This window comes from Pseudomonas sp. UW4 (assembly GCF_000316175.1).
In the GTDB taxonomy this organism is placed as follows: Bacteria; Pseudomonadota; Gammaproteobacteria; order Pseudomonadales; family Pseudomonadaceae; genus Aquipseudomonas; species Aquipseudomonas laurylsulfatiphila.
Window position 1 is genome coordinate 4,094,169 of sequence record NC_019670.1, and the last position, 20,116, is coordinate 4,114,284.

Genomic DNA, 20,116 nt, shown 5'->3' on the forward strand with positions numbered 1-20,116 from the left:
AAACGGCAATTGCGCTCCTCTGCACTCTGTAGGAGCGAGCCTGCTCGCGATGAACCTGAGAGCGCCACGGGGTGTCAGGTTTCAAGCATCAGCGTTCACGTCCATCGCGAGCAGGCTCGCTCCTACAGGGGAACGGAGCTTCAGGCGAGTGCCTTGAGGGTGGCATCGATGTGCTGCAACACCTCGGCCTCGCCCTTCTCACCCCAATACAAGGCAATCATTTGCTTGTCGGCCTCGACCTTGTAGACATTACCCGGCAATTTTTCGAAATGATTGAGCAGCGCCTGGTCTTCACAGGTTTCCTGCCATTGATTGACCCAGACACCCGGTGATTTTTGCCAGTAACTCCAGCACGCCGCCTGACTGCCACGCCGCGGACGATGGTACTGGGCGCACGGGCTCGGCGGCTCCTGGCTCAGCCAGTGTGGCCACTCCTGGGGCGCCAGCTGCATGGCCAGCCCAATGCGCCGGGCCTCCATGCGCAGGGCGATGCGCCCACTCTGGGCACGCGACGGGCGCAACCATGCCAGTGGGCTGAGTACCACCAACAGGATTGACACCACTATCCACACCGTCATATCTGTACTCCCGATTCTTGATGAGCCCATTGTGTCACTTTGGAACCAATGCGCTTGAAACCAGCCATACTTACCAATATTGCAATCCTCAGGAGGAGCACCTCATGCCCTACAACCATATTCTGGTCGCTGTAGATCTGACCGAAGAGTGCGACCCTGTGATACACCGCGCTCGCGAGCTGTCGGTGAGCAACGGCGCGAAATTGTCACTGGTGCACATTGTCGAGCCGATGGCGATGGCCTTCGGCGGCGACGTGCCGATGGACCTGTCACAACTGCAACAGCAGCAGTTCGATCAGGCCAAGGAGCGCCTTGACCGCTTGATCCTCAAATACCCGGAGCTCTCCAAGGAATACAGCCACCTGACCTATGGCCAGCCACGCCAGGAAATCCACCACCTGGCCAAGGAGCAAACCTGCGACCTGATCGTGGTGGGCAGCCATGGCCGGCACGGCCTGGCACTGCTGCTCGGCTCCACCGCCAATGACGTGTTGCATGGCGCGCCTTGTGATGTGCTTGCGGTGCGCCTGCAAACCAAAAGCTGACAACACCTGCCCCTGTAGGAGCGAGCCTGCTCGCGATGAACCTGAGAGCGCCACGGGGTGTCAGGCTCCCCGTGTCATCGTTGACGACCATCGCGAGCGAGCTCGCTCCTACAGGGGATTGCATTTCATATGAAAAGCCCGGCGTTCACGTGTGTGAAGCCGGGCTTTTTTATTGCAGGATCAATCAGGCATCCAGTTCGGCCCAGCGCTCGACCATCACGTCGAGTTCAGCCTGCAACTGCGCCAGCTGAGCGATCACTGCAGCCGTCTCGGCAGCCGGGCGCAGGTAGAAACCCGCGTCGGCCATCTGCGCTTCAACGGCAGCGATCTGCTGCTCCATGGCTTCGATCTCGCCGGGCAACGCTTCCAGCTCACGCTGCAATTTGTAGCTGAGCTTCTTCTTCGCCACTGGCGCTTCGACTGCCGCCGCAACCGGTGCCGGCTCGGCCTTCACCACTGCAGAGTTCAGGTCGGCCTTGCCGGACTTGCTCTCGGTCACGCCGAGCAGGCGCGGCGAGCCGCCCTGACGCAGCCAGTCCTGATAACCGCCGACGTATTCGCGCACCTTGCCCTCACCTTCGAAGACCAGGGTGCTGGTCACCACGTTGTCGAGGAATGCCCGGTCGTGACTGACCATCAGTACGGTGCCGTTGAAGGTCAGCAGGACCTCTTCGAGCAATTCGAGGGTTTCGACGTCGAGGTCGTTGGTCGGTTCGTCGAGTACCAGCAGGTTGGCCGGCTTGCTGAACAGCTTGGCCAGCAACAGACGGGCACGTTCACCGCCGGACAGCGCCTTGACCGGCGTGCGCGCACGCTGCGGGCTGAACAGGAAGTCGCCGAGGTAGCTCAGCACGTGGCGGCTCTGGCCGTCGATATCGATGAAGTCGCGACCTTCGGCGACGTTGTCGATCACGGTTTTTTCCAGATCCAGCTGATGGCGCAGCTGGTCGAAGTAGGCAACATCGATCCTGGTGCCCTCCTCCACCTTGCCGCTGGTTGGCTGCAAGCCGCTGAGCATCAGCTTCAGCAGCGTGGTCTTGCCGGTACCGTTGGCGCCGAGCAGACCGATTCGGTCGCCGCGCTGCAGCACCATGGAGAAGTCCTTGATCAGGAACGGACCGCCCGGGTGAGCAAAGCTAACGTTATCGAGGACCATGACCTGTTTGCCGGACTTGTCGGCGGTTTCCAGCTGGATGTTGGCCTTGCCGGTCCGCTCGCGACGTTCGCTGCGCTCGACGCGCAAGGCTTTGAGCGCGCGTACGCGGCCTTCGTTACGGGTGCGACGGGCCTTGATGCCCTGGCGAATCCACACCTCTTCCTGGGCCAGGCGCTTGTCGAACAGCGCGTTGGCGGTTTCTTCGGCCGCCAGCGCGGCCTCCTTGTGTACGAGGAAACTGGCGTAGTCGCCGTTCCAGTCGATCAGGCCACCACGATCCAGTTCGAGGATGCGGGTTGCCAGGTTCTGCAGGAAAGAACGGTCGTGCGTGATGAACAGCACGGCGCCCTGGAAATCCTTCAGCGCCTCTTCAAGCCAGGCGATGGCACCGATGTCCAGGTGGTTGGTCGGCTCGTCGAGCAGCAGCAGGTCCGGCTCGGACACCAGGGCCTGGGCCAGCAGGACGCGACGACGCCAGCCGCCGGACAACTCGGCGAGGGTCTTGTCGGCCGGCAGTTGCAGGCGACTCAGGGTGCTGTCGACCAGCGTTTGCAAGCGCCAGCCATCGCGGGCTTCGAGGTCGTGCTGGACGTGCATCAGCTTGTCCAGGTCGGCATCGGTGACGATGTTCTGGCTCAGGTGGTGATACTCGGCGAGCAACGCACCGACGCCGTCAAGGCCTTCGGCCACCACGTCGAACACTGTCCGCTCGTCGGCCACCGGCAATTCTTGCGGCAATTCGCCGATCTTGAGACCGGGTGCGCGCCAAACGGAGCCGTCATCGGGCTTCTGGTCGCCCTTGACGAGCTTCATCATGCTGGACTTGCCAGTGCCGTTGCGGCCGATGATGCACACCCGCTCACCACGGGCGATCTGCCAGGACACCTTGTCCAACAACGGCATAGCGCCGAAAGCAAGGGACACATCGCTGAATTTGAGCAGGGTCATGAGCTTCTCCAAAAACCGGGCGCGCATTCTACCTGACTTGAGGCCTCAGAAGGCCGGCAATTTCACTCTCGTAGCACTCTGAACGACAAATGTTGCGAACTGATGCGGGAAGACCCGCAAAGCTTTCGCCGGCTGCTGGCAAAAGGCTAAGCTACAGACAATTCAGTGCGGGCCTGACCCGCACTTGTCATGTTTTCTCTGCCTGGACGTCTCATGCGCAGTCGCCTTTTCAATCTTTTGTCGTGTTTTTTACTTTCAGCCGCAGCGCTTCAATCCGCCCAGGCGGTGGACCTGTCCACCCAACGCCAATATTACGATGAAGCCAAGCGCGCCCTGGCCAAGGGCGATTCCGGCCCGTATTTCCGTTACAGCCAGGCCCTCGCCGATTATCCGCTGGAACCGTACCTGGCCTATGACGAACTGACCGCGCGCCTGAAAACCGCGAGCAACGCCGAAATCGAGAAGTTCCTCGCCGAACACGGCGACCTGCCCCAGGCCAACTGGATGAAACTGCGCTGGTTGCGCTGGCTGGCGGACCGGGGCGACTGGGCGACTTTCGTCAAGTATTACGACCCGAAAATGAACTTCACCGAACTGGACTGCCTGAATGCGCAGTACCAGATCAGCCACAACCTCAAGGCCGAAGGTTACGCCAACACCGAAAAACTCTGGCTGACCGGCAAATCCCAACCCGAAGCCTGCGATGCCCTGTTCGGCATGTGGGCCGCCGAAGGCCAGCTGACCGAGCAAAAACGCTGGGAGCGCGCCAAACTCGCCGCCCAGGCGCGCAACTACCCGCTGGCCAACAGCCTGGTTAACGGCTTGACCACCCTCGCCCCGCGCGGTCGCTTGCTGGTGGACGTCGCGCAGAAACCGGAACTGCTCAACCAGCCGTCACGCTTCACCCCGGCCGATGAAGCCATGTCCGACGTGGTCAGCCTCGGCCTGCGCCGCCTGGCTCGCCAGGACCCGGACAGGGCCATGAACCTGCTCGACGGCTACGCCAGCAGCATGCACTTCTCCCGGGATGAAAAAGTGGCGATCGCCCGGGAAATCGGCTTGACCCTCGCCAAACGTTTCGACGGCCGAGCCCTGGACGTCATGACCAAATACGATCCGGAACTGCGCGACAACACGGTTTCCGAATGGCGCCTGCGCCTGCTCCTGCGCCTGGCGCGCTGGGACGATGCCTACCAGTTGACCCGCCGCCTGCCCCAGGACCTGGCCACCACCAACCGCTGGCGCTACTGGCAGGCCCGCAGCCTGGAACTGGCGCAACCGCAGAATCCGGAAGTGCAGACGCTCTATAAAAACCTGGCCCGCGAACGCGACTTCTATGGTTTCCTCGCCGCCGATCGCTCGCAGTCACCCTATTCGCTGAACAACAAGCCGCTGGTGATGAGCCAGGCGCTGATCAACAAAGTGCGCAACACCCCCGGCATACGTCGCGCCCTGGAGTTCCACGCTCGCGGGCAAATCGTCGACGGTCGCCGCGAGTGGTACCACGTCAGCCGCCACTTCAGCCGTGACGAGATGGTTGCCCAGGCCAAACTGGCCTACGACCTGAAATGGTACTTCCCGGCCATTCGCACCATCAGCCAGGCGCAGTATTGGGACGATCTGGATATCCGTTTCCCGATGGCCCACCGCAACACGCTGGTGCGTGAAGCGAAGAATCGCGGCCTGCATCCGAGCTGGGCGTTCGCCATCACTCGCCAGGAAAGCGCCTTCATGGAAGATGCCCGCTCCGGGGTCGGCGCCTCGGGCCTGATGCAACTGATGCCCGCCACCGCCAAGGAAACCGCACGCAAGTTCAGCATTCCCTATAGCTCGCCACAGCAACTGTTCAACCCGGACAAGAACATCCAGCTCGGCGCCGCTTACCTGAGCCAGGTGCACAGCCAGTTCAACGGCAACCGCGTCCTTGCCTCCGCCGCCTACAACGCCGGCCCGGGTCGCGTGCGCCAATGGCTGCGCGGTGCCGACCACCTGAGTTTCGATGTGTGGGTAGAAAGCATCCCGTTCGACGAAACCCGCCAGTACGTGCAAAACGTGTTGTCGTACTCGGTGATCTACGGCCAGAAGCTCAACTCGCCACAGCCGATCGTGGATTGGCATGAGCGTTTTTTCGACGATCAATGACCGGTAATGCCGGTTATGTAGGAGCTGCCGCAGGCTGCGATCTTTTGATCTTGCTCTAAAAAATGCCCGCATCAAACGATGCGGGCATTTTTTTGTCAGGGGTCTTCAAGATCAAAAGATCGCAGCCAGCGGCAGCTCCTACAGTTCGGCGGTAGCCTTGCCGTCACTGAACTGCAACGCCGCCAGCCGTGCATACAAGGCATTGCTGGCAATCAGTTCCTGGTGCGTTCCTACCGCCACCAGCTTCCCCTGATCCATCACCGCGATCCGGTCGGCGTTTTTAACCGTGGCCAGGCGATGGGCGATCACCAGGGTGGTTCGGTTCTTCATCAGGCTCGGCAGCGCCTGCTGGATCAGGTGCTCACTCTGGGCATCGAGGGCGCTGGTGGCTTCGTCGAGGAGCAGGATCGGGGCGTCCACCAGCAACGCGCGGGCGATGGCCAGGCGTTGGCGCTGGCCGCCGGACAAGCCGAGACCGCCATCCCCCAGATGAGTCTGGTAACCGTTGGGCATGGCTTCGATAAAGTCATGGGCGTAAGCGATCTTTGCCGCTTCCTGTACCTCGGCCAGCGTCGCCTGCGGATTGCCGTAGCGAATGTTGTCTTCAATGCTGCCGAAAAACAGCGCCGGGGTCTGTGACACCAGGGCGAAGCAGCGGCGCAAATCCAGCGGATCGAGCTGAGTCAACGGCACGCCATCGAGCAGGATGCGCCCCTCGGCCGGGTCGTAGAAACGCAGCAACAAGTCATACACCGTCGACTTGCCGGCCCCGGAGGGCCCAACCAGCGCCAGCGTCTCACCGGCATTGACTGTCAGGTTCAAGCCGTCGACAGCGTAACTTTCCGGCCGCGACGGGTAGGAAAAACGCACATTTTGCAGCTGCAGGTGGCCGTCGACCCGTTCCGGCAGTGTCACCGCACCTGCGACCGGCGGCAGGATGATGTTTTCCGAACGCAGCAACTCGGCGATCCGCTCGGCCGCACCGGCTGCCCGCTGCAATTCCCCGATCACCTCGCTCAAGGTGCCGAACGCACTGCCGACGATCAGGCTGTAGAACACGAACGCCGCCAGCTCGCCGGCGGAAATTCGCCCGGCGATGACGTCCATCCCGCCGACCCAGAGCATCACCCCGACCGCGCCCAGGACCAGCACGATCACCAGGGTAATCAGCCACGCCCGCTGGAAGATGCGCTTGCGTGCGGTGTTGAACGCCTCCTCCACGGTCACGGCAAACCGTTGCTCGTCCTGGACCTGATGGTTGTAGGCCTGCACGGTCTTGATCTGCCCCAGGGTTTCGGAAACATAACTGCCGATATCGGCAATCCGGTCCTGGCTAAGGCGCGAGAGGTTACGCACCCGGCGACCGAAAATCAGGATCGGCGCGATCACCAGGGGCAAGGCCACCACTACGATACTGGTGAGCTTGGGGTTGGTGATGAACAACAGGACGATCCCGCCGATCACCATCAACAGATTGCGCAGGAACAACGACAGCGAAGACCCGATGACCGATTGCAGCAGCGTGGTGTCGGCGGTCAGGCGGGACTGGATTTCGGAGCTGCGATTGTCTTCGTAAAAACCCGGGTGCAGGTAAATCAGGTGATTGAACACGTCACGCCGGATATCGGCGACGCAGCGCTCGCCGATCCACGACACCAGGTAAAACCGTACAAAGGTGCCGATCGCCAGCCCCACCACCAGCAACATGAACAGGCCAATGGACTGATTGAGCAGGTGTGGCGACTGGGTCATGAACCCCTTGTCCACCAGCAGGCGGATACCCTGCCCCATGGACAAGGTGATGCCGGCAGTGACGATCAACGCCAGCAAGGCGCCGAAGGCCTGCCAGCGATACGGCGCAATGAAACGACTGGCCAGGCGAACAGCACGGCGGTGACGGGCAGAGAGCATCGCAAACATCCGGGACAAGACAATCATTAGGGTCAGCCTACACCGCTCAATGGGGTGGCTCGCTGCAAATCACAATGAGTCAGGTTAATTATGTCCACCAACACTAGAGGCTAGACGCTATTGGTCTAAAGTTCGGCTAGCCACGCGAAGGCATTTCTGCTGCACTGGTTCTGTTCCCCCGGAAAGATCGCAGGGAGTTGTCATAGCCCGGTCACCTGGCGGTTCTACAGTAAGCGCACAACCTGATGAGGAGACAGGCCATGTCCTTGCAACACAGCAGCGATGACAAGATTCAAGTGATCCGCACGCAACCAGACCAGTCTCTGGGCTGCTCGATTATCGACGAGCAAGGCCGCGAAGTACCGATCACTGAAGAAATGATCCAGAAAGCTTGCAGCGAACTGGAAAAGCGATTGGTCAAGCCTGCCGAACAAGAGTGATATAGCCACCGTCTTCTTGACCCGGCCCATAGTTGGCCGGGTTTTTTATGCTTGCTGATCCAATCCAGAACTGTGGCGCGCCCTTCGCGAGCAGGCTCGCTCCCACAGGGGACTTGTGGTTGCATGAAGATCCAGTGTGGGAGCGAGCCTGCTCGCGAAGGGGCCGCTGCGGTCTATCAGATTGCCGCAGCCCCCAACGCCGCCACAATCCTCTGCAACTCAGGCGCATCCCCCTCGATCCGCACCTGCAACCCGTCGATCTCACGGCGCGACGGGTATTGCTTGCGCAGCACATCGAACGCCGCGCGCTGCTCGCTGACACTGCCGACCAGGCTGCGACGGAAATCCGCATCGTCACGACGCGGGTCATACACGCCACGGCACAGCATCGCCAAGGCCCAGACCGGGTCGCTTTGCGCATTCAGTGTCACGTGCGACAACCAGGGTGCCGGCAGCAAATCGCTCAGGCTGACGCGGGCCGGTTGCCCGAGGAAATCACAATAGGCCTGATAGATCTGCGCGGTCCCCCGCTGCTTGCCGTCGAGGCTGTAACCGGCAATGTGCGGCGTGGCCAGCACGCACAGCTCGGTCAGCGCCACGTCGACTTCAGGCTCGCCTTCCCAGACATCGAGCACTGCTTGCAGATCTTCACGCTCCAGCAGCACATCGCGCAGTGCCGCGTTGTTGACCACCGGTCCGCGGCTGGCATTGATCAGCCAGGTACCGGGTCTGAGCTGGTTGAGGCGTTTTTCATCGAACAGATGCCAGGTCGATTGAGGCCCCTGCTTGGCCAGCGGCGTGTGCAGGCTGATGACGTCGCACTCTTCGATGATCCGCTCGAGGCTGACGTAGTCACCGCCTTCGTTCGCCTGCCGTGGTGGATCGCACACCAGCACCTTCCAGCCCAGGCCCTGCAGGACCTTAACCAGTCGACCGCCCACCTCGCCGGCACCGACCACGCCGTAGGTACGCCGGGTCAGGTCGGCCCCTTCGATTTCAGCCAGGGTCAGCAAGCTGCCGAGCACATAGTCGACCACGCCGCGGGCATTGCAGCCCGGTGCACTGGACCAGGTGATGCCGGCCTGCTGAAAGTAATCCAGGTCCAGATGATCGGTGCCGATGGTGCACGTACCGACAAAGCGCACTTTGCTGCCTTCGAGCAGCGCGCGGTTGACGTTGGTCACCGAACGCACCAACAGCACATCGGCCTGCTCGACCGTGGCACGGTCGATGGCGCGACCCGGCACCCGGCGGATTTCACCGAAGCCTTCAAAGAAGGCCTCGAGCAGGGGGATATTTTCGTCGGCAACAATCAGCATGGCAGGCTCCTTTTGGCGGATCGGCAGTGTAGGCGTAGATGACCATTGTGAGCCAGTAAGCATTGCGCGCCCTTGTGGCGAGGGGGCTTGCCCCCGTTCGGCTGCGAAGCAGTCGCGAATTCAGTCTGCATGGTGTACCTGAAAGAATACTGAAGATGATTTGGGGCCGCTTCGCAGCCCAACGGGGGCAAGCCCCCTCGCCACAGAGATCGGGTTCCTGTTTTGATTACAAATCCATAACACGGGCCTTTTCCTGACTGCCGCGTCAACGCGTAGAATGCGCGGCTGTGCATCAAAACCTCTTGGACGTTTCGCTATTGAATCCTGTTATTGAAAGTACCGTCGCCACTGCGCCTTCGCGAACGACCCCCGTTCGCCTGGAACTCAAGGGCCTGCTCGGCCTGGCCCTGCCCATCATGATCGCGCAACTGGCCACCACGGCCATGGGCTTCGTCGATGCGGTGATGGCCGGCCGTGTCAGCCCTCGGGACCTGGCCTCAGTGGCCCTGGGCAACTCGATCTGGATTCCGGTCTACCTGTTGATGTCCGGCGTTCTGCTGGCAACCACACCCAAGGTCGCGCAACGCTTCGGCGCCGCGCAGTTCGACGAGATCGGCCCGCTGGTACGCCAGGCGCTGTGGCTGGCATTGTGTGTCGGCTTGATCGGCAGCGGCCTGCTGCTCAGCGCCGAGCCGATCCTGCACTGGATGAAAGTCGATCCGCAATTGATCGAGCCGAGCATGGGTTACCTGCACGGGATCGCTTTCGGGTTTCCCGGCATGGCGTTCTATTACGTATTGCGCTGCTACAGCGATGGCATGGGGCGTACCCGCCCGAGCATGGTCATCGGCTTGTGCGGCCTGCTGCTGAACATCCCGCTGAACTATGCGTTGATCTACGGCCATTTCGGCGCACCGGCCCTGGGCGGCGTCGGTTGCGGCTGGGCCAGCGGCATCGTGATGTGGTTCATGGCGTTGAGCATGGCCGGCTGGACCTTCTGGGCCCCCTTCTATGCCCGCACCCGGGTACTGGTGCGCTTCGACCGCCCGCAATGGGCCGTGATCAAGCGCCTGGTCGGCATTGGCCTGCCGATTGGCATCGCCGTGTTCGCCGAGTCCAGCATCTTCGCAGTTATCGCGCTATTGATCGGCAGTCTCGGCTCGACCGTGGTGGCCGGGCATCAGATCGCCCTGAATATCAGCTCGTTGCTGTTCATGATTCCTTATTCGCTGGGCATGGCGGTGACCGTGCGCGTCGGTCAGGCACTGGGGGCCGGCAATCCCTGGCAGGCGCGCTTCGCGGCGAAGGTCGGGCTCGGCGCGGCACTGGTGTTCGCGGCGTTCTCGGCGAGCCTGATCCTGCTGCTGCGCGAACCGATCGCCTCGATCTACACGCCTGACAAGGCCGTGATCCAGATTGCGTCGATGTTGATTGTCTATGCCGCACTGTACCAGTTTTCCGATGCCATCCAGGTGATTTGCGCGGGTGCGCTGCGTGGCTACCAGGACACCCGGGCAACCATGATCCTGACCTTGTTCGCCTATTGGGGCATCGGCCTGCCGGTCGGCTACGTGCTGGGACTGACCGACTGGTTCGGTCCGGCCAGCGGCCCGAGCGGGCTGTGGGAAGGGTTGATTGCCGGCTTGAGTTGTGCGGCGCTGATGTTGTCGATCCGCCTGACGCTCAGTGCGCGCAAACGGATTCGTAACAGCCGCTCGGCCGGCTGATTGCACAAATTGTAGGAGCGAGCTTGTTCCGGGCGGCGTTCCGACGAAGGTCGTGAACGGTAACGCGTAAAACCAGATGCCCAACGGCGCCTTCGTTTTTTTCGCGAGCAAGCTCGCTCCTACAGTTGCGTCATGATGCGAACTTAAACGGACTTCTTGCGAATCCAGTAGAGGTAGGTGCCCTCCTCCTCGTGCTGCGCCACCAGTTCGTGGTCGAGAAACACACAGAACTTGGGAATGTCACGACGGGTCGACGGGTCGGTGGCGATGACCTTGAGCAGGCCGCCGGGCACCAGGTCACGGATGTGCTGGTGCAGCATCATCACCGGCTCGGGGCAGTTGAGGCCGGTGGCATCGAGGGTGCCGTCTACCGGCGTATCAAGCATTTCACTCATGATTCACTCCTGAAACTGGCCGGCATTGTCGCGCATTGCCGGGTGTAACGTCATCTGTGGCATAACGCCGTACCCTTGTAGGAGCGAGCCTGCTCGCGATGATCGTTAACGATAACGCTGGATGCCTGACACCCCAATGCGCTCTCAGGTCCATCGCGAGCAGGCTCGCTCCTACAGGGGGGGGCTTCAGCGGGACTTGGGTTTCTTCACGTCCAGCCGGCGCAAATGGCAGGTCACTTCCTCGCGGTCGTGGTACAGCTGCTTGCAGCCGATCTCGACCTTGATGCCCCGCGCCTTGAAACCATCGGCAATGCGCTCGAGCAGACGCTTCACCTCGGCATAGCGCTGCTTCATCGGCAGCTTGAGGTTGACCACTGCCTCGCGGCAATGGCCGTCACCGATCCACTCTTCCAGCATCGCCGCATTGCGCGCCGGCTTCTCGACGATGTCGCAGACCATCCAGTCCACCGGCTGCTTGGGCTTGAAGGTGAAACCGTCGGCCATCAGGTGTTGCACCAGCCCCGTGTCCATCAGGCTTTCGGCCATCGGGCCGTTGTCGATGGCGGTCACCAGCATGCCGCGGTTGACCAGTTGCCAGGTCCAGCCACCGGGAGCGGCCCCGAGGTCGACGCCGGTCATGTCGCTGTGCAGGCGCTCGTCCCACTGGTCACGCGGGATGAAGTGGTGCCAGGCCTCTTCCAGCTTCAGGGTCGAGCGGCTCGGCGCCTCCCGAGGAAACTTCAAACGGGGAATGCCCATCGGCCACATCGCCGAGTTGTTCGACTCGGCCAGCCCCATGAACACCTCACGGCCGCTTTTGAAGGTCAGCAACAGCCGCGGCTTGTGAGCGTCTTCCACCAGTTTGCCGGCGGCCATCAGCGCCTTGCGCAGGTGCACTTCGAACTTTTTGCAGAAGTTCGACAGTTCCTTGCCATCATTGGTGTCGACCATTTCCAGCCACAGGCTGCCGCACAGCGGAAAGTCCGCCATATGATCGAGGATCACGCTGATGCGGTCGGTTTCCGGCAGATCGATGAAAATCCCCCGGGCCCATTGGCGCGGGAAGATCAGCTCGGCGAAACGCTGCCCGCGCATCAGGCGCTCGGCGCCGTCTTCTTCGGTGCAGACGAATTCGGCGCAAGCGGTGGCGGCTTTGGCCTTGGCGTAGCCGGCCACGTTCAAGCGCGCGGCGAGGTCGGAAATCTCGGAACAGACTTCACCTTCGAAGCCCGGCCGGCAATGCATGAATAGGGTGTTCATTCTTACTCCTGGACCCTGTGGGAGCGAGCGTGCTCGCGATGGACTCAAGGACGGCGCATTTATTCAGGAAACACGCGTTATCGTTAACGTCCATCGCGAGCAGGCTCGCTCCCACAAAGAGAGACCGCTTGCGTTGAAGCAAAGCCTGTCACGAAAACCGGCGCATGATAGCCGAGATCGGAACCTGGGTCTGTCCATAGAGTCCAGTTATTAGCCAGCTACCGAAAACAGGGCTAGGTTTAAGGCTCTGTCCGTCCCCTCAGTCCGTAGCCGTGCGGACTTCAAGGAGTGATCGCAATGCCGTCCCTCGATAGCCTGAATACGTTGAAAACCCTGCAGGTCGGCAACAAGACCTACCACTACTTCAGCCTGCCCGACGCCGCCAGGAGCCTGGGCGAGCTGGACAAGTTGCCGATGTCGTTGAAAGTCCTGCTGGAAAACCTTCTGCGCTGGGAGGACGAGAAAACCGTCACCGGCGCCGACCTCAAGGCACTGGCCGCGTGGCTCAAGGAGCGCCGCTCCGACCGGGAAATCCAGTACCGCCCGGCGCGGGTGCTGATGCAGGATTTCACTGGCGTACCGGCGGTGGTCGACCTGGCCGCCATGCGCGCGGCGATGGCCAGGGCCGGCGGCGATCCACAGCGCATCAACCCGCTGTCGCCGGTGGATCTGGTGATCGACCACTCGGTGATGGTCGACAAGTTCGCCAGCAGCAGCGCCTTCGAGCAGAACGTCGACATTGAAATGCAGCGCAATGGCGAGCGTTATGCGTTCCTGCGCTGGGGCCAGAGCGCCTTCGACAACTTCAGTGTGGTGCCGCCGGGCACCGGGATCTGCCACCAGGTGAATCTTGAATACCTCGGTCGCACGGTCTGGACCAAGGACGAGGACGGCCGCACCTATGCCTTCCCCGACACCCTGGTCGGCACCGACTCCCACACCACCATGATCAACGGCCTCGGTGTGCTCGGCTGGGGCGTCGGTGGCATCGAGGCGGAAGCGGCGATGCTCGGGCAACCGGTGTCGATGCTGATTCCCGAAGTCATCGGTTTCAAACTCACCGGCAAGCTCAGGGAAGGCATCACCGCCACCGACCTGGTGCTGACCGTCACCCAGATGCTGCGCAAGAAAGGCGTGGTGGGCAAATTCGTCGAATTCTACGGCGACGGCCTTGCCGACCTGCCGCTGGCCGACCGGGCGACCATCGCCAACATGGCGCCGGAATACGGCGCCACCTGCGGTTTCTTCCCGGTGGACGACGTCACGCTGGAGTACCTGCGCCTGTCCGGCCGCCCCCTTGAAACAGTGCAATTGGTCGAGGCCTACAGCAAGGCCCAGGGCCTGTGGCGCCTGCCCGGCCAGGAGCCGGTGTTCACCGACACCCTGGCGCTGGACATGGGCAGCGTCGAAGCCAGCCTCGCGGGACCAAAACGCCCGCAGGACCGGGTGTCGCTGCCGAATGTCGCGCAAGCCTTCAGCGACTTCGTCGACCTGCAATTCAAACCCACCAGCAAGGAAGAAGGTCGCCTCGAAAGTGAAGGTGGTGGTGGCGTCGCCGTCGGCAATGCCGATATGGCCGGTGAAGCGGACTACGATTACGAAGGCCAGACCTATCGCCTGAAAAACGGCGCCGTGGTCATCGCCGCCATCACCTCCTGCACCAACACCTCCAACCCGAGCGTGATGATGGCGGCCGGGCTGGTGGCGAAGAAGGCCGTGGAAAAAGGCCTGAAACGCAAACCCTGGGTGAAGAGCTCGCTGGCCCCCGGCTCGAAGGTGGTCACCGACTACTACAAGGCGGCCGGGCTGACCCGTTACCTCGATGAATTGGGCTTTGCCCTGGTCGGCTACGGCTGCACCACCTGCATCGGCAACTCCGGGCCGCTGCCGGAACCCATCGAGAAAGCCATCCAGCAAGCCGACCTCACCGTGGCATCGGTACTCTCGGGCAATCGCAACTTCGAAGGCCGGGTGCATCCTCTGGTGAAAACCAACTGGCTGGCCTCCCCGCCACTGGTGGTCGCCTATGCGTTGGCAGGTACGGTACGCACCGACCTCAGCCGCGAACCGCTGGGCGAAGACAAGGACGGCAAACCGGTTTACCTGCGGGACATCTGGCCGAGCAGCAAAGAAATCGCCGACGCGGTGAGCCAGGTCAACACCGCCATGTTCCACAAGGAATACGCCGAAGTGTTTGCCGGAGACGAACAATGGCAGGCGATCGAGGTACCGCAAGCGGCGACCTATGTCTGGCAGGACGACTCGACCTACATCCAGCACCCACCCTTCTTCGACGACATCGGTGGCCCGCCGCCCGTGGTCAAGGATGTCAGCGCAGCGAACATTCTCGCCCTGCTCGGCGACTCGGTGACCACTGATCACATCTCCCCCGCCGGCAACATCAAGGCGGACAGCCCGGCAGGGCAATACCTGCGCGACAAAGGCGTGGAACCGCGGGACTTCAACTCCTACGGTTCGCGACGCGGCAACCATGAAGTGATGATGCGCGGCACCTTCGCCAACATCCGCATACGCAACGAAATGCTCGGCGGCGAGGAAGGCGGCAACACCCGCTACATTCCCACCGGGGAAAAGATGCCGATCTACGACGCCGCCATGCGCTATCAGGCATCGGGCACCCCGCTGGTGGTGATTGCCGGCCAGGAGTACGGCACCGGATCGAGCCGCGACTGGGCGGCCAAAGGCACCAATCTGCTGGGGGTCAAAGCGGTCATCGCCGAAAGCTTCGAGCGCATCCACCGCTCCAACCTGGTGGGCATGGGCGTGTTGCCGCTGCAGTTCAAGCTGGATCAGAACCGCAAGAGCCTGAACCTCAACGGCAGTGAAACCCTGGACATCCTCGGCTTGACCGGTGTCGAGCTGACACCACGGATGAACCTGACACTGGTCATCACTCGCGAAGACGGCAGCCGCGAGAAAATCGAGGTGCTGTGCCGCATCGATACGCTCAATGAGGTGGAGTACTTCAAGTCCGGAGGGATTCTGCATTACGTGTTGCGGCAGTTGATTGCGTCGTAACTGACGAGCAATACACAGACACACACCGCCTTCGGGCGGTGTTTTTATATATGTCGCCTACATCCCTATAATCGCGCGCCGCAATCCCTTGTGGGAGCGAGCCTGCTCGCGATGGCGGTGTGTCAGTTGGAATCAATATTGACTGGCACAACGCTATCGCGAGCAGGCTCGCTCCCACAGGGGGTTGGCGGTGCATCGCACATTCAGACACAAGGACTTCAAATGATTGCCCTGCCATGGACGTTTCTGGCCCTGCTCACCCTCGGCTACGGATTGGCGCTGAGCTATGGTCACCTCGATTGGCGGGCGGCAATCTCGGTGATGCTGCTGTTGACCGCAGGCTTCACCGCTCGCCAGCACGTGATTCCTGGTCTACGCATCCTCGGCCACGGCCTGTTCATCGTCCTGGCGCTGGCGCTGGCATTGCACTGGCTACCGGGCTTCCATAACGGTCGTGGCATTGCGCTGCAGCGTTTCAGCGAAAACGCCATCCCGTTTTCCATGTTCCTGAACCTGGACAAACCCCTGATCGGCTTCTGGCTGCTGTTGGCCTGCCCATGGATTGTCGGTCGTTGCCAGTTGCGCTCCTTTCTATATGCCACCGCACTGGCACTGACCTTGAGCGCCGTGCTGGCACTGGGCGGCGCGCTGCTGATGGGCATCATCGCCTGGGCGCCGAAATGGCCGGACCAGGGCTGGCTATGGATGCTCAACAACCTGCTGCTGGTAACCCTGGTCGAGGAAGCGTTGTTTCGCGGCTATATCCAGGGCGGCCTGAGCCGGATCATGAAAAACCTGCCCCGGGGTGAAAACCTCGCCCTGCTGCTGGCGTCTCTGATTTTCGGCCTGGCCCACGCGGGGGCCGGCTGGCAATGGGTGGTACTGGCGAGTCTGGCCGGGATCGGTTACGGCGTCGCCTACCGTTTCGGTGGATTGGGCGCTGCCATCCTCAGCCACTTCGGCTTGAACCTGATGCACTTCGCACTGTTCACCTACCCGATGGCGGGATAATCACCGCAACGAACCAAACAACCGTATGACAGAAAGTAACAGCCGAGCCTTGACCCTCCCCCCCTTCGTCACTAGAGTGCACGCTTTTAAAATGGCCCCGATAGCAGTAAGCCATCGGAGATAGCCGTACAGTTGCGCTGGAATGGAATCCACACCCCCCTTTCCTTCCTCCTGCCTGTGCGGTTTTCACACTTGATATCGCAACTTGCGCAGCCCCTATGTTCAATAAAATCCTGGTCGTTTGCATCGGCAACATCTGCCGAAGCCCCACCGTCGAGGCCCTGCTTAAAAGCAGACTGGCCGAGCGCGGCATTGATGTAAGTTCAGCAGGCATCCACGCCCTGGTGGACAAACCCATGGACAGCACCGCGCTGGAAGTCTTGCGCGAACACAATGGCGACCACCCGGACCACAAAGGCCGGCAACTGACCCGCGAACTGCTGCAACAGGCTGACCTGATCCTCACCATGGAAACAGGCCACGTCAAACGCATCGTGCAAATGGCGCCGGAAGCACAGGGCAAAACGTTCCTGCTGGGCAAGTGGCAGAACAATCAGGAAATCCCCGACCCCTATCGCCAACAGAAGGTCGCCTTCGAACACGTCTACCAACTGATGACGCAAGGCGTCGACAGCTGGTCGCAAAAACTATAATCACCCCTTGTAAAAGTACCCCGCATGCAAAGCCCAAACAGCCTCCCCATCCAGGAACACCGCGACGACGATGACGACATCGATCTGCTCGCACTCTTCGGCACCTTGATCGATAGCAAGTGGATCATTGTTGGCATCACTGCGTTCTTTTGCGCGGTGGGTGTTGCGTATGCCGTGTTGTCGACGCCGGTTTACCAGGCGAATGCACTGGTACAGGTTGAAGAGAAAAAAGGCGGCATGGCTGCGCTGGGCGGCATGGCGGAAATGACTGAGATGTTCGGCGGGACGTCTCCGGCAGTGACTGAAATTGAGCTGCTCAAATCCCGGGCGGTACTGGGCAAGGCTGTGGAGAACCTGAACCTCGATATTATTGTTGAGCCGAACTACTTCCCGCTGATTGGCCGTTTTCTGAGCCGGCGCTTTGAGCCAGTGAGTGAAAACCAGGCGGCCTCGCCACTGCTCGGTCTCAACAGCTTCACCTGGGGTGGAGAAAAACTCGATATCTTCCAACTGGAAGTGCCGGATGCTTACCTTGGCAAGGAGCTGACACTTCGCGCAGAAGGCAATGGCGCCCTCACCCTGCTGAATGACGATGACGAAGTCATCCTCCATGGTCAGGCGGGTGAGAAACTTGAGCAAAATGGCTTCAAGCTACAAGTTGCCACCCTGAACGCCAATGCTGGCGCTCTGTTCACAGTTACCAAACAGCGTCGCCTCAACACTATTCTGCAATACCAGGAAGATGTGTCGGCCGCTGAACGTGGCAAGGAATCCGGCATCATCGCGCTGTCGCTGGAAAACGAAGATCCCGATCTGGCCAACAAGGTGCTCGATGAGATCAACCGCCTCTACGTACTGCAGAACGTCCAGCGTAACTCCGCCGAAGCCGCACAAAGCCTGGAGTTTCTACGCACCCAGTTGCCGGATGTACGCAAGCAACTTGAGAAGGCCGAAGGTCAGTTGAATGCCTACCAGAGCAGTGCTCGCTCCGTAGACATCACTATCGAAACCAAAGCCGTACTCGATCAGATCGTAGCCCTGGAAACCCTGATTTCCGAGTTGAAGCTCAAGCAAGCCGAGATGGAACACCGCTTCACCCGCGAACATCCGTCCTACCAGGCACTGATGACCCAAATGGGTCAGCTCGATCAGCAGAAACGCGGGCTGGAAAAGAAGGTCAAGAACCTGCCAGAAACCCAGCAGGAATTACTGCGCCTGACCCGTGACATGCAAGTCACCACCGACATCTATACGCAGTTGCTGAACAAAACCCAAGAGCTGGATATTGTCCGCGCCGGTACAGTCGGTAACGTACGCATCATCGACTCGGCTGATGCAGATATCGAAAAACCGGTCAAACCGAAAAAAATGCTGATCGTTTTGATCGCAACGCTACTTGGCGGCCTGATTGCCGTGGCCTACGTACTGGTTCGTAAAGCCATGAATCGCGGCGTCGAAAACCCGGAGGTCATCGAGCAACTCGGCATCCCGGTTTACGCGTCGATCCCTCTCAGCAAGGGCCAGTCCCAGATCGAAGGCACATTGAAGGGCAACATCCGCGCCTCTACCGGCTCTCTGCTGCTTGCTGTTAACAACCCCGCCGACCTCGCCGTCGAATCGTTGCGCAGCCTGCGTACCAGCCTGCACTTCGCAACCCTTGAAGCGAAGAACAACATCCTGATGATCTCCGGCCCAAGCCCGGCCGTGGGTAAATCCTTCGTCTCGAGCAACCTGGCCGCGATCATTGCCCAGACCGGGCAAAAGGTGCTGCTGGTCGACGCCGACATGCGTAAAGGCTACCTGAACAAAATGTTCCGCATGGACGTGAACAGCGGCTTGTCCGACCTGCTCGCCGGCAAGATTGATCTGAACAAGGCAACCCACTCCACCGAAGTGGACAACCTGCACGTCATCACCCGCGGTCAGATCCCGCCCAACCCGTCGGAATTGCTGATGCACAGCAACTTCACCCGGTTCCTGGAGCAAGTCAGCAGCCAATATGACCTGGTGATCATCGACACCCCGCCAATCCTCGCAGTGACCGATGCCGCCCTGGTAGGCCGTCAGGCCGGCACAAGCCTGATCGTGACCCGTTTTGGCGTAAACGCCGCCAAGGAAATCGCCGTAACCAAACGTCGCTTCGAACAGAACGGTATCGTGGTCAAGGGTGCGATTTTCAACGCCGTGGAACGCAAGGCTTCAGCCTACGGCTACGGCAGCTACAGCTATTATCAATACGAATACGCCTCGGACAAAAAGTGACACCGGACATCAGGGCAGCGCCGCTGCCCTGATTCACCCATGAGAGCCCTTAGCATGCCTCGCCCGCACCCGCCCCCACGCTGGTACCTGATCCAGTGCAAACCCCGGCAAGATGCCCGCGCCGAGGAAAACCTGATCCGCCAGAGCTTCACCTGCTACCGACCTACACAACAGGTCGAACGCATTCAACGCGGTCGCCGCAGCACCTCGGTGGAGTCTCTCTTCCCCGGCTACCTGTTTATCCAGCTCGACCAGCTCAACGACAACTGGCACCCGATCCGCTCTACCCGCGGGGTCAACCAACTGGTGACGTTCGGAAAACAACCGATTGCGGTCGCTGACGATCTGATCGAGCAATTGCAACAGCAACTCAACGAGGCACCCGCAGAGTCCGCAGCATTCGAACCCGGTGACCGGGTGCGCATCAACCGCGGCAGCTACAAGGAACTGGAAGCGATTTTCCTGGCCCGCGACGGTGCCGAACGCATCGTGATCCTGCTCCAGCTCCTGCACCGCGAACACACCCTCAGCATCCCGCTCGACGCAATAGAAAAAACCTGATCACCCCTATCGTTTTGCTCACCTGAAACAACAAAAATAAAAATCAATGACTGACTTGTGAGCGCTGAAACGGCTTGCAATGTCGAACCCTGCCCGAACCACAGCAAATCGGGTTGAAAACTGCTCCTTGCCCAATAAAAACGCCACTTTATATTGGATCCATCCTACA

Annotated in this window: 15 protein-coding genes and 1 pseudogene; 9 read left to right on the forward strand and 7 right to left on the reverse strand. The window is 60.7% G+C overall.

What is annotated here, in order from left to right:
- Nucleotides 1-140: 140 nt before the first annotated feature.
- Entirely contained in the window at nt 141-578 is a 438-nt protein-coding gene (locus PPUTUW4_RS17920; protein WP_015095957.1) for a hypothetical protein, read from the reverse strand.
- A 104-nt stretch (nt 579-682) separates the two neighbouring features.
- On the opposite strand from PPUTUW4_RS17920, the gene PPUTUW4_RS17925 reads away from it, so the two are divergent.
- Nucleotides 683-1,123 (forward strand): universal stress protein, encoded by a 441-nt coding sequence (locus PPUTUW4_RS17925; RefSeq protein ID WP_015095958.1) that lies wholly within the window; start codon nt 683-685, stop codon nt 1,121-1,123.
- Between the two features lie 13 nt (nt 1,124-1,136).
- On the opposite strand, the pseudogene PPUTUW4_RS30370 reads toward PPUTUW4_RS17925, so the two are convergent.
- Together PPUTUW4_RS30370 and PPUTUW4_RS17930 are read right to left on the reverse strand one after the other, a co-directional pair.
- Nucleotides 1,137-1,247 (reverse strand): annotated as a pseudogene (locus PPUTUW4_RS30370) (outer membrane lipoprotein carrier protein LolA); the annotation flags it as partial.
- Nucleotides 1,248-1,307: 60 nt separating this feature from the next.
- Complete coding sequence (locus PPUTUW4_RS17930; RefSeq protein WP_015095959.1) at nt 1,308-3,227, reverse strand: ATP-binding cassette domain-containing protein; 1,920 nt, start codon at nt 3,225-3,227, stop codon at nt 1,308-1,310.
- 213 nt (nt 3,228-3,440) lie between these two features.
- On the opposite strand from PPUTUW4_RS17930, the gene PPUTUW4_RS17935 reads away from it, so the two are divergent.
- Nucleotides 3,441-5,369 carry a transglycosylase SLT domain-containing protein gene (locus tag PPUTUW4_RS17935; RefSeq protein ID WP_015095960.1) on the forward strand — a complete coding sequence of 643 codons (1,929 nt, stop codon included), beginning with the start codon at nt 3,441-3,443 and terminating at the stop codon, nt 5,367-5,369.
- Nucleotides 5,370-5,507: 138 nt separating this feature from the next.
- On the opposite strand, the gene PPUTUW4_RS17940 is transcribed toward PPUTUW4_RS17935, so the two are convergent.
- The gene (locus PPUTUW4_RS17940) at nt 5,508-7,289 is read right to left on the reverse strand and encodes an ABC transporter transmembrane domain-containing protein (protein ID WP_162139264.1); all 1,782 of its coding nucleotides are present in this window, start codon (nt 7,287-7,289) and stop codon (nt 5,508-5,510) included.
- A gap of 251 nt (nt 7,290-7,540) precedes the next feature.
- Between PPUTUW4_RS17940 and PPUTUW4_RS17945 the strand changes: the two genes are divergently transcribed.
- A complete protein-coding gene (locus PPUTUW4_RS17945; protein ID WP_007974065.1) occupies nt 7,541-7,720 on the forward strand; it encodes a PA1571 family protein in 180 nt (59 codons plus the stop codon).
- A gap of 176 nt (nt 7,721-7,896) precedes the next feature.
- Here the strand turns inward: PPUTUW4_RS17945 and pdxB are convergent, their stop codons facing one another.
- A complete protein-coding gene (gene pdxB / locus PPUTUW4_RS17950; RefSeq protein ID WP_015095963.1) occupies nt 7,897-9,039 on the reverse strand; it encodes a 4-phosphoerythronate dehydrogenase PdxB in 1,143 nt (380 codons plus the stop codon).
- A gap of 317 nt (nt 9,040-9,356) precedes the next feature.
- Here pdxB and PPUTUW4_RS17955 point away from each other — a divergent pair, with 317 nt between their 5' ends.
- Nucleotides 9,357-10,766 (forward strand): MATE family efflux transporter, encoded by a 1,410-nt coding sequence (locus PPUTUW4_RS17955; RefSeq protein ID WP_015095964.1) that lies wholly within the window; start codon nt 9,357-9,359, stop codon nt 10,764-10,766.
- 143 nt (nt 10,767-10,909) lie between these two features.
- Here the strand turns inward: PPUTUW4_RS17955 and tusA are convergent, their stop codons facing one another.
- Together tusA and rlmM are read right to left on the reverse strand one after the other, a co-directional pair.
- Nucleotides 10,910-11,161, reverse strand: coding sequence for a sulfurtransferase TusA (gene tusA / locus PPUTUW4_RS17960; protein WP_015095965.1), 252 nt, complete (start codon nt 11,159-11,161; stop codon nt 10,910-10,912).
- A 186-nt stretch (nt 11,162-11,347) separates the two neighbouring features.
- Nucleotides 11,348-12,421: a 23S rRNA (cytidine(2498)-2'-O)-methyltransferase RlmM gene (rlmM, locus tag PPUTUW4_RS17965; RefSeq protein ID WP_008022982.1), complete on the reverse strand. Its 1,074-nt coding sequence runs from the start codon at nt 12,419-12,421 to the stop codon at nt 11,348-11,350.
- 297 nt (nt 12,422-12,718) lie between these two features.
- Between rlmM and acnA the strand changes: the two genes are divergently transcribed.
- The 5 genes from acnA to rfaH all read left to right on the forward strand — a co-directional run bounded on the left by acnA (nt 12,719) and on the right by rfaH (nt 19,947).
- A complete protein-coding gene (acnA, locus tag PPUTUW4_RS17970; protein ID WP_015095966.1) occupies nt 12,719-15,460 on the forward strand; it encodes an aconitate hydratase AcnA in 2,742 nt (913 codons plus the stop codon).
- Between the two features lie 222 nt (nt 15,461-15,682).
- Entirely contained in the window at nt 15,683-16,471 is a 789-nt protein-coding gene (locus PPUTUW4_RS17975) for a type II CAAX endopeptidase family protein (protein ID WP_015095967.1), read from the forward strand.
- A gap of 218 nt (nt 16,472-16,689) precedes the next feature.
- Nucleotides 16,690-17,124: a low molecular weight protein-tyrosine-phosphatase gene (locus PPUTUW4_RS17980; protein ID WP_007974078.1), complete on the forward strand. Its 435-nt coding sequence runs from the start codon at nt 16,690-16,692 to the stop codon at nt 17,122-17,124.
- Nucleotides 17,125-17,148: 24 nt separating this feature from the next.
- A complete protein-coding gene (locus PPUTUW4_RS17985; protein ID WP_015095968.1) occupies nt 17,149-19,386 on the forward strand; it encodes a polysaccharide biosynthesis tyrosine autokinase in 2,238 nt (745 codons plus the stop codon).
- A gap of 54 nt (nt 19,387-19,440) precedes the next feature.
- On the forward strand, nt 19,441-19,947 hold the full coding sequence (rfaH, locus tag PPUTUW4_RS17990) for a transcription/translation regulatory transformer protein RfaH (protein ID WP_015095969.1): 507 nt from the start codon (nt 19,441-19,443) through the stop codon (nt 19,945-19,947).
- The last annotated feature ends 169 nt before the right edge of the window (nt 19,948-20,116 follow it).

Excerpts from the sequence above, each read along its gene's own strand:
- PPUTUW4_RS17980 (WP_007974078.1), top strand. The coding sequence starts at position 16,690 with ATGTTCAATAAAATCCTGGTCGTTTGCATCGGCAACATCTGCCGAAGC.
- PPUTUW4_RS17930 (WP_015095959.1), bottom strand. The coding sequence starts at position 3,227 with ATGACCCTGCTCAAATTCAGCGATGTGTCCCTTGCTTTCGGCGCTATG.
- rfaH (WP_015095969.1), top strand. The coding sequence starts at position 19,441 with ATGCCTCGCCCGCACCCGCCCCCACGCTGGTACCTGATCCAGTGCAAA.
- pdxB (WP_015095963.1), bottom strand. The coding sequence starts at position 9,039 with ATGCTGATTGTTGCCGACGAAAATATCCCCCTGCTCGAGGCCTTCTTT.
- PPUTUW4_RS17945 (WP_007974065.1), top strand. The coding sequence starts at position 7,541 with ATGTCCTTGCAACACAGCAGCGATGACAAGATTCAAGTGATCCGCACG.
- rlmM (WP_008022982.1), bottom strand. The coding sequence starts at position 12,421 with ATGAACACCCTATTCATGCATTGCCGGCCGGGCTTCGAAGGTGAAGTC.
- acnA (WP_015095966.1), top strand. The coding sequence starts at position 12,719 with ATGCCGTCCCTCGATAGCCTGAATACGTTGAAAACCCTGCAGGTCGGC.
- PPUTUW4_RS17935 (WP_015095960.1), top strand. The coding sequence starts at position 3,441 with ATGCGCAGTCGCCTTTTCAATCTTTTGTCGTGTTTTTTACTTTCAGCC.
- PPUTUW4_RS17975 (WP_015095967.1), top strand. The coding sequence starts at position 15,683 with ATGATTGCCCTGCCATGGACGTTTCTGGCCCTGCTCACCCTCGGCTAC.
- PPUTUW4_RS17925 (WP_015095958.1), top strand. The coding sequence starts at position 683 with ATGCCCTACAACCATATTCTGGTCGCTGTAGATCTGACCGAAGAGTGC.
- PPUTUW4_RS17985 (WP_015095968.1), top strand. The coding sequence starts at position 17,149 with ATGCAAAGCCCAAACAGCCTCCCCATCCAGGAACACCGCGACGACGAT.
- tusA (WP_015095965.1), bottom strand. The coding sequence starts at position 11,161 with ATGAGTGAAATGCTTGATACGCCGGTAGACGGCACCCTCGATGCCACC.
- PPUTUW4_RS17920 (WP_015095957.1), bottom strand. The coding sequence starts at position 578 with ATGACGGTGTGGATAGTGGTGTCAATCCTGTTGGTGGTACTCAGCCCA.
- PPUTUW4_RS17940 (WP_162139264.1), bottom strand. The coding sequence starts at position 7,289 with ATGTTTGCGATGCTCTCTGCCCGTCACCGCCGTGCTGTTCGCCTGGCC.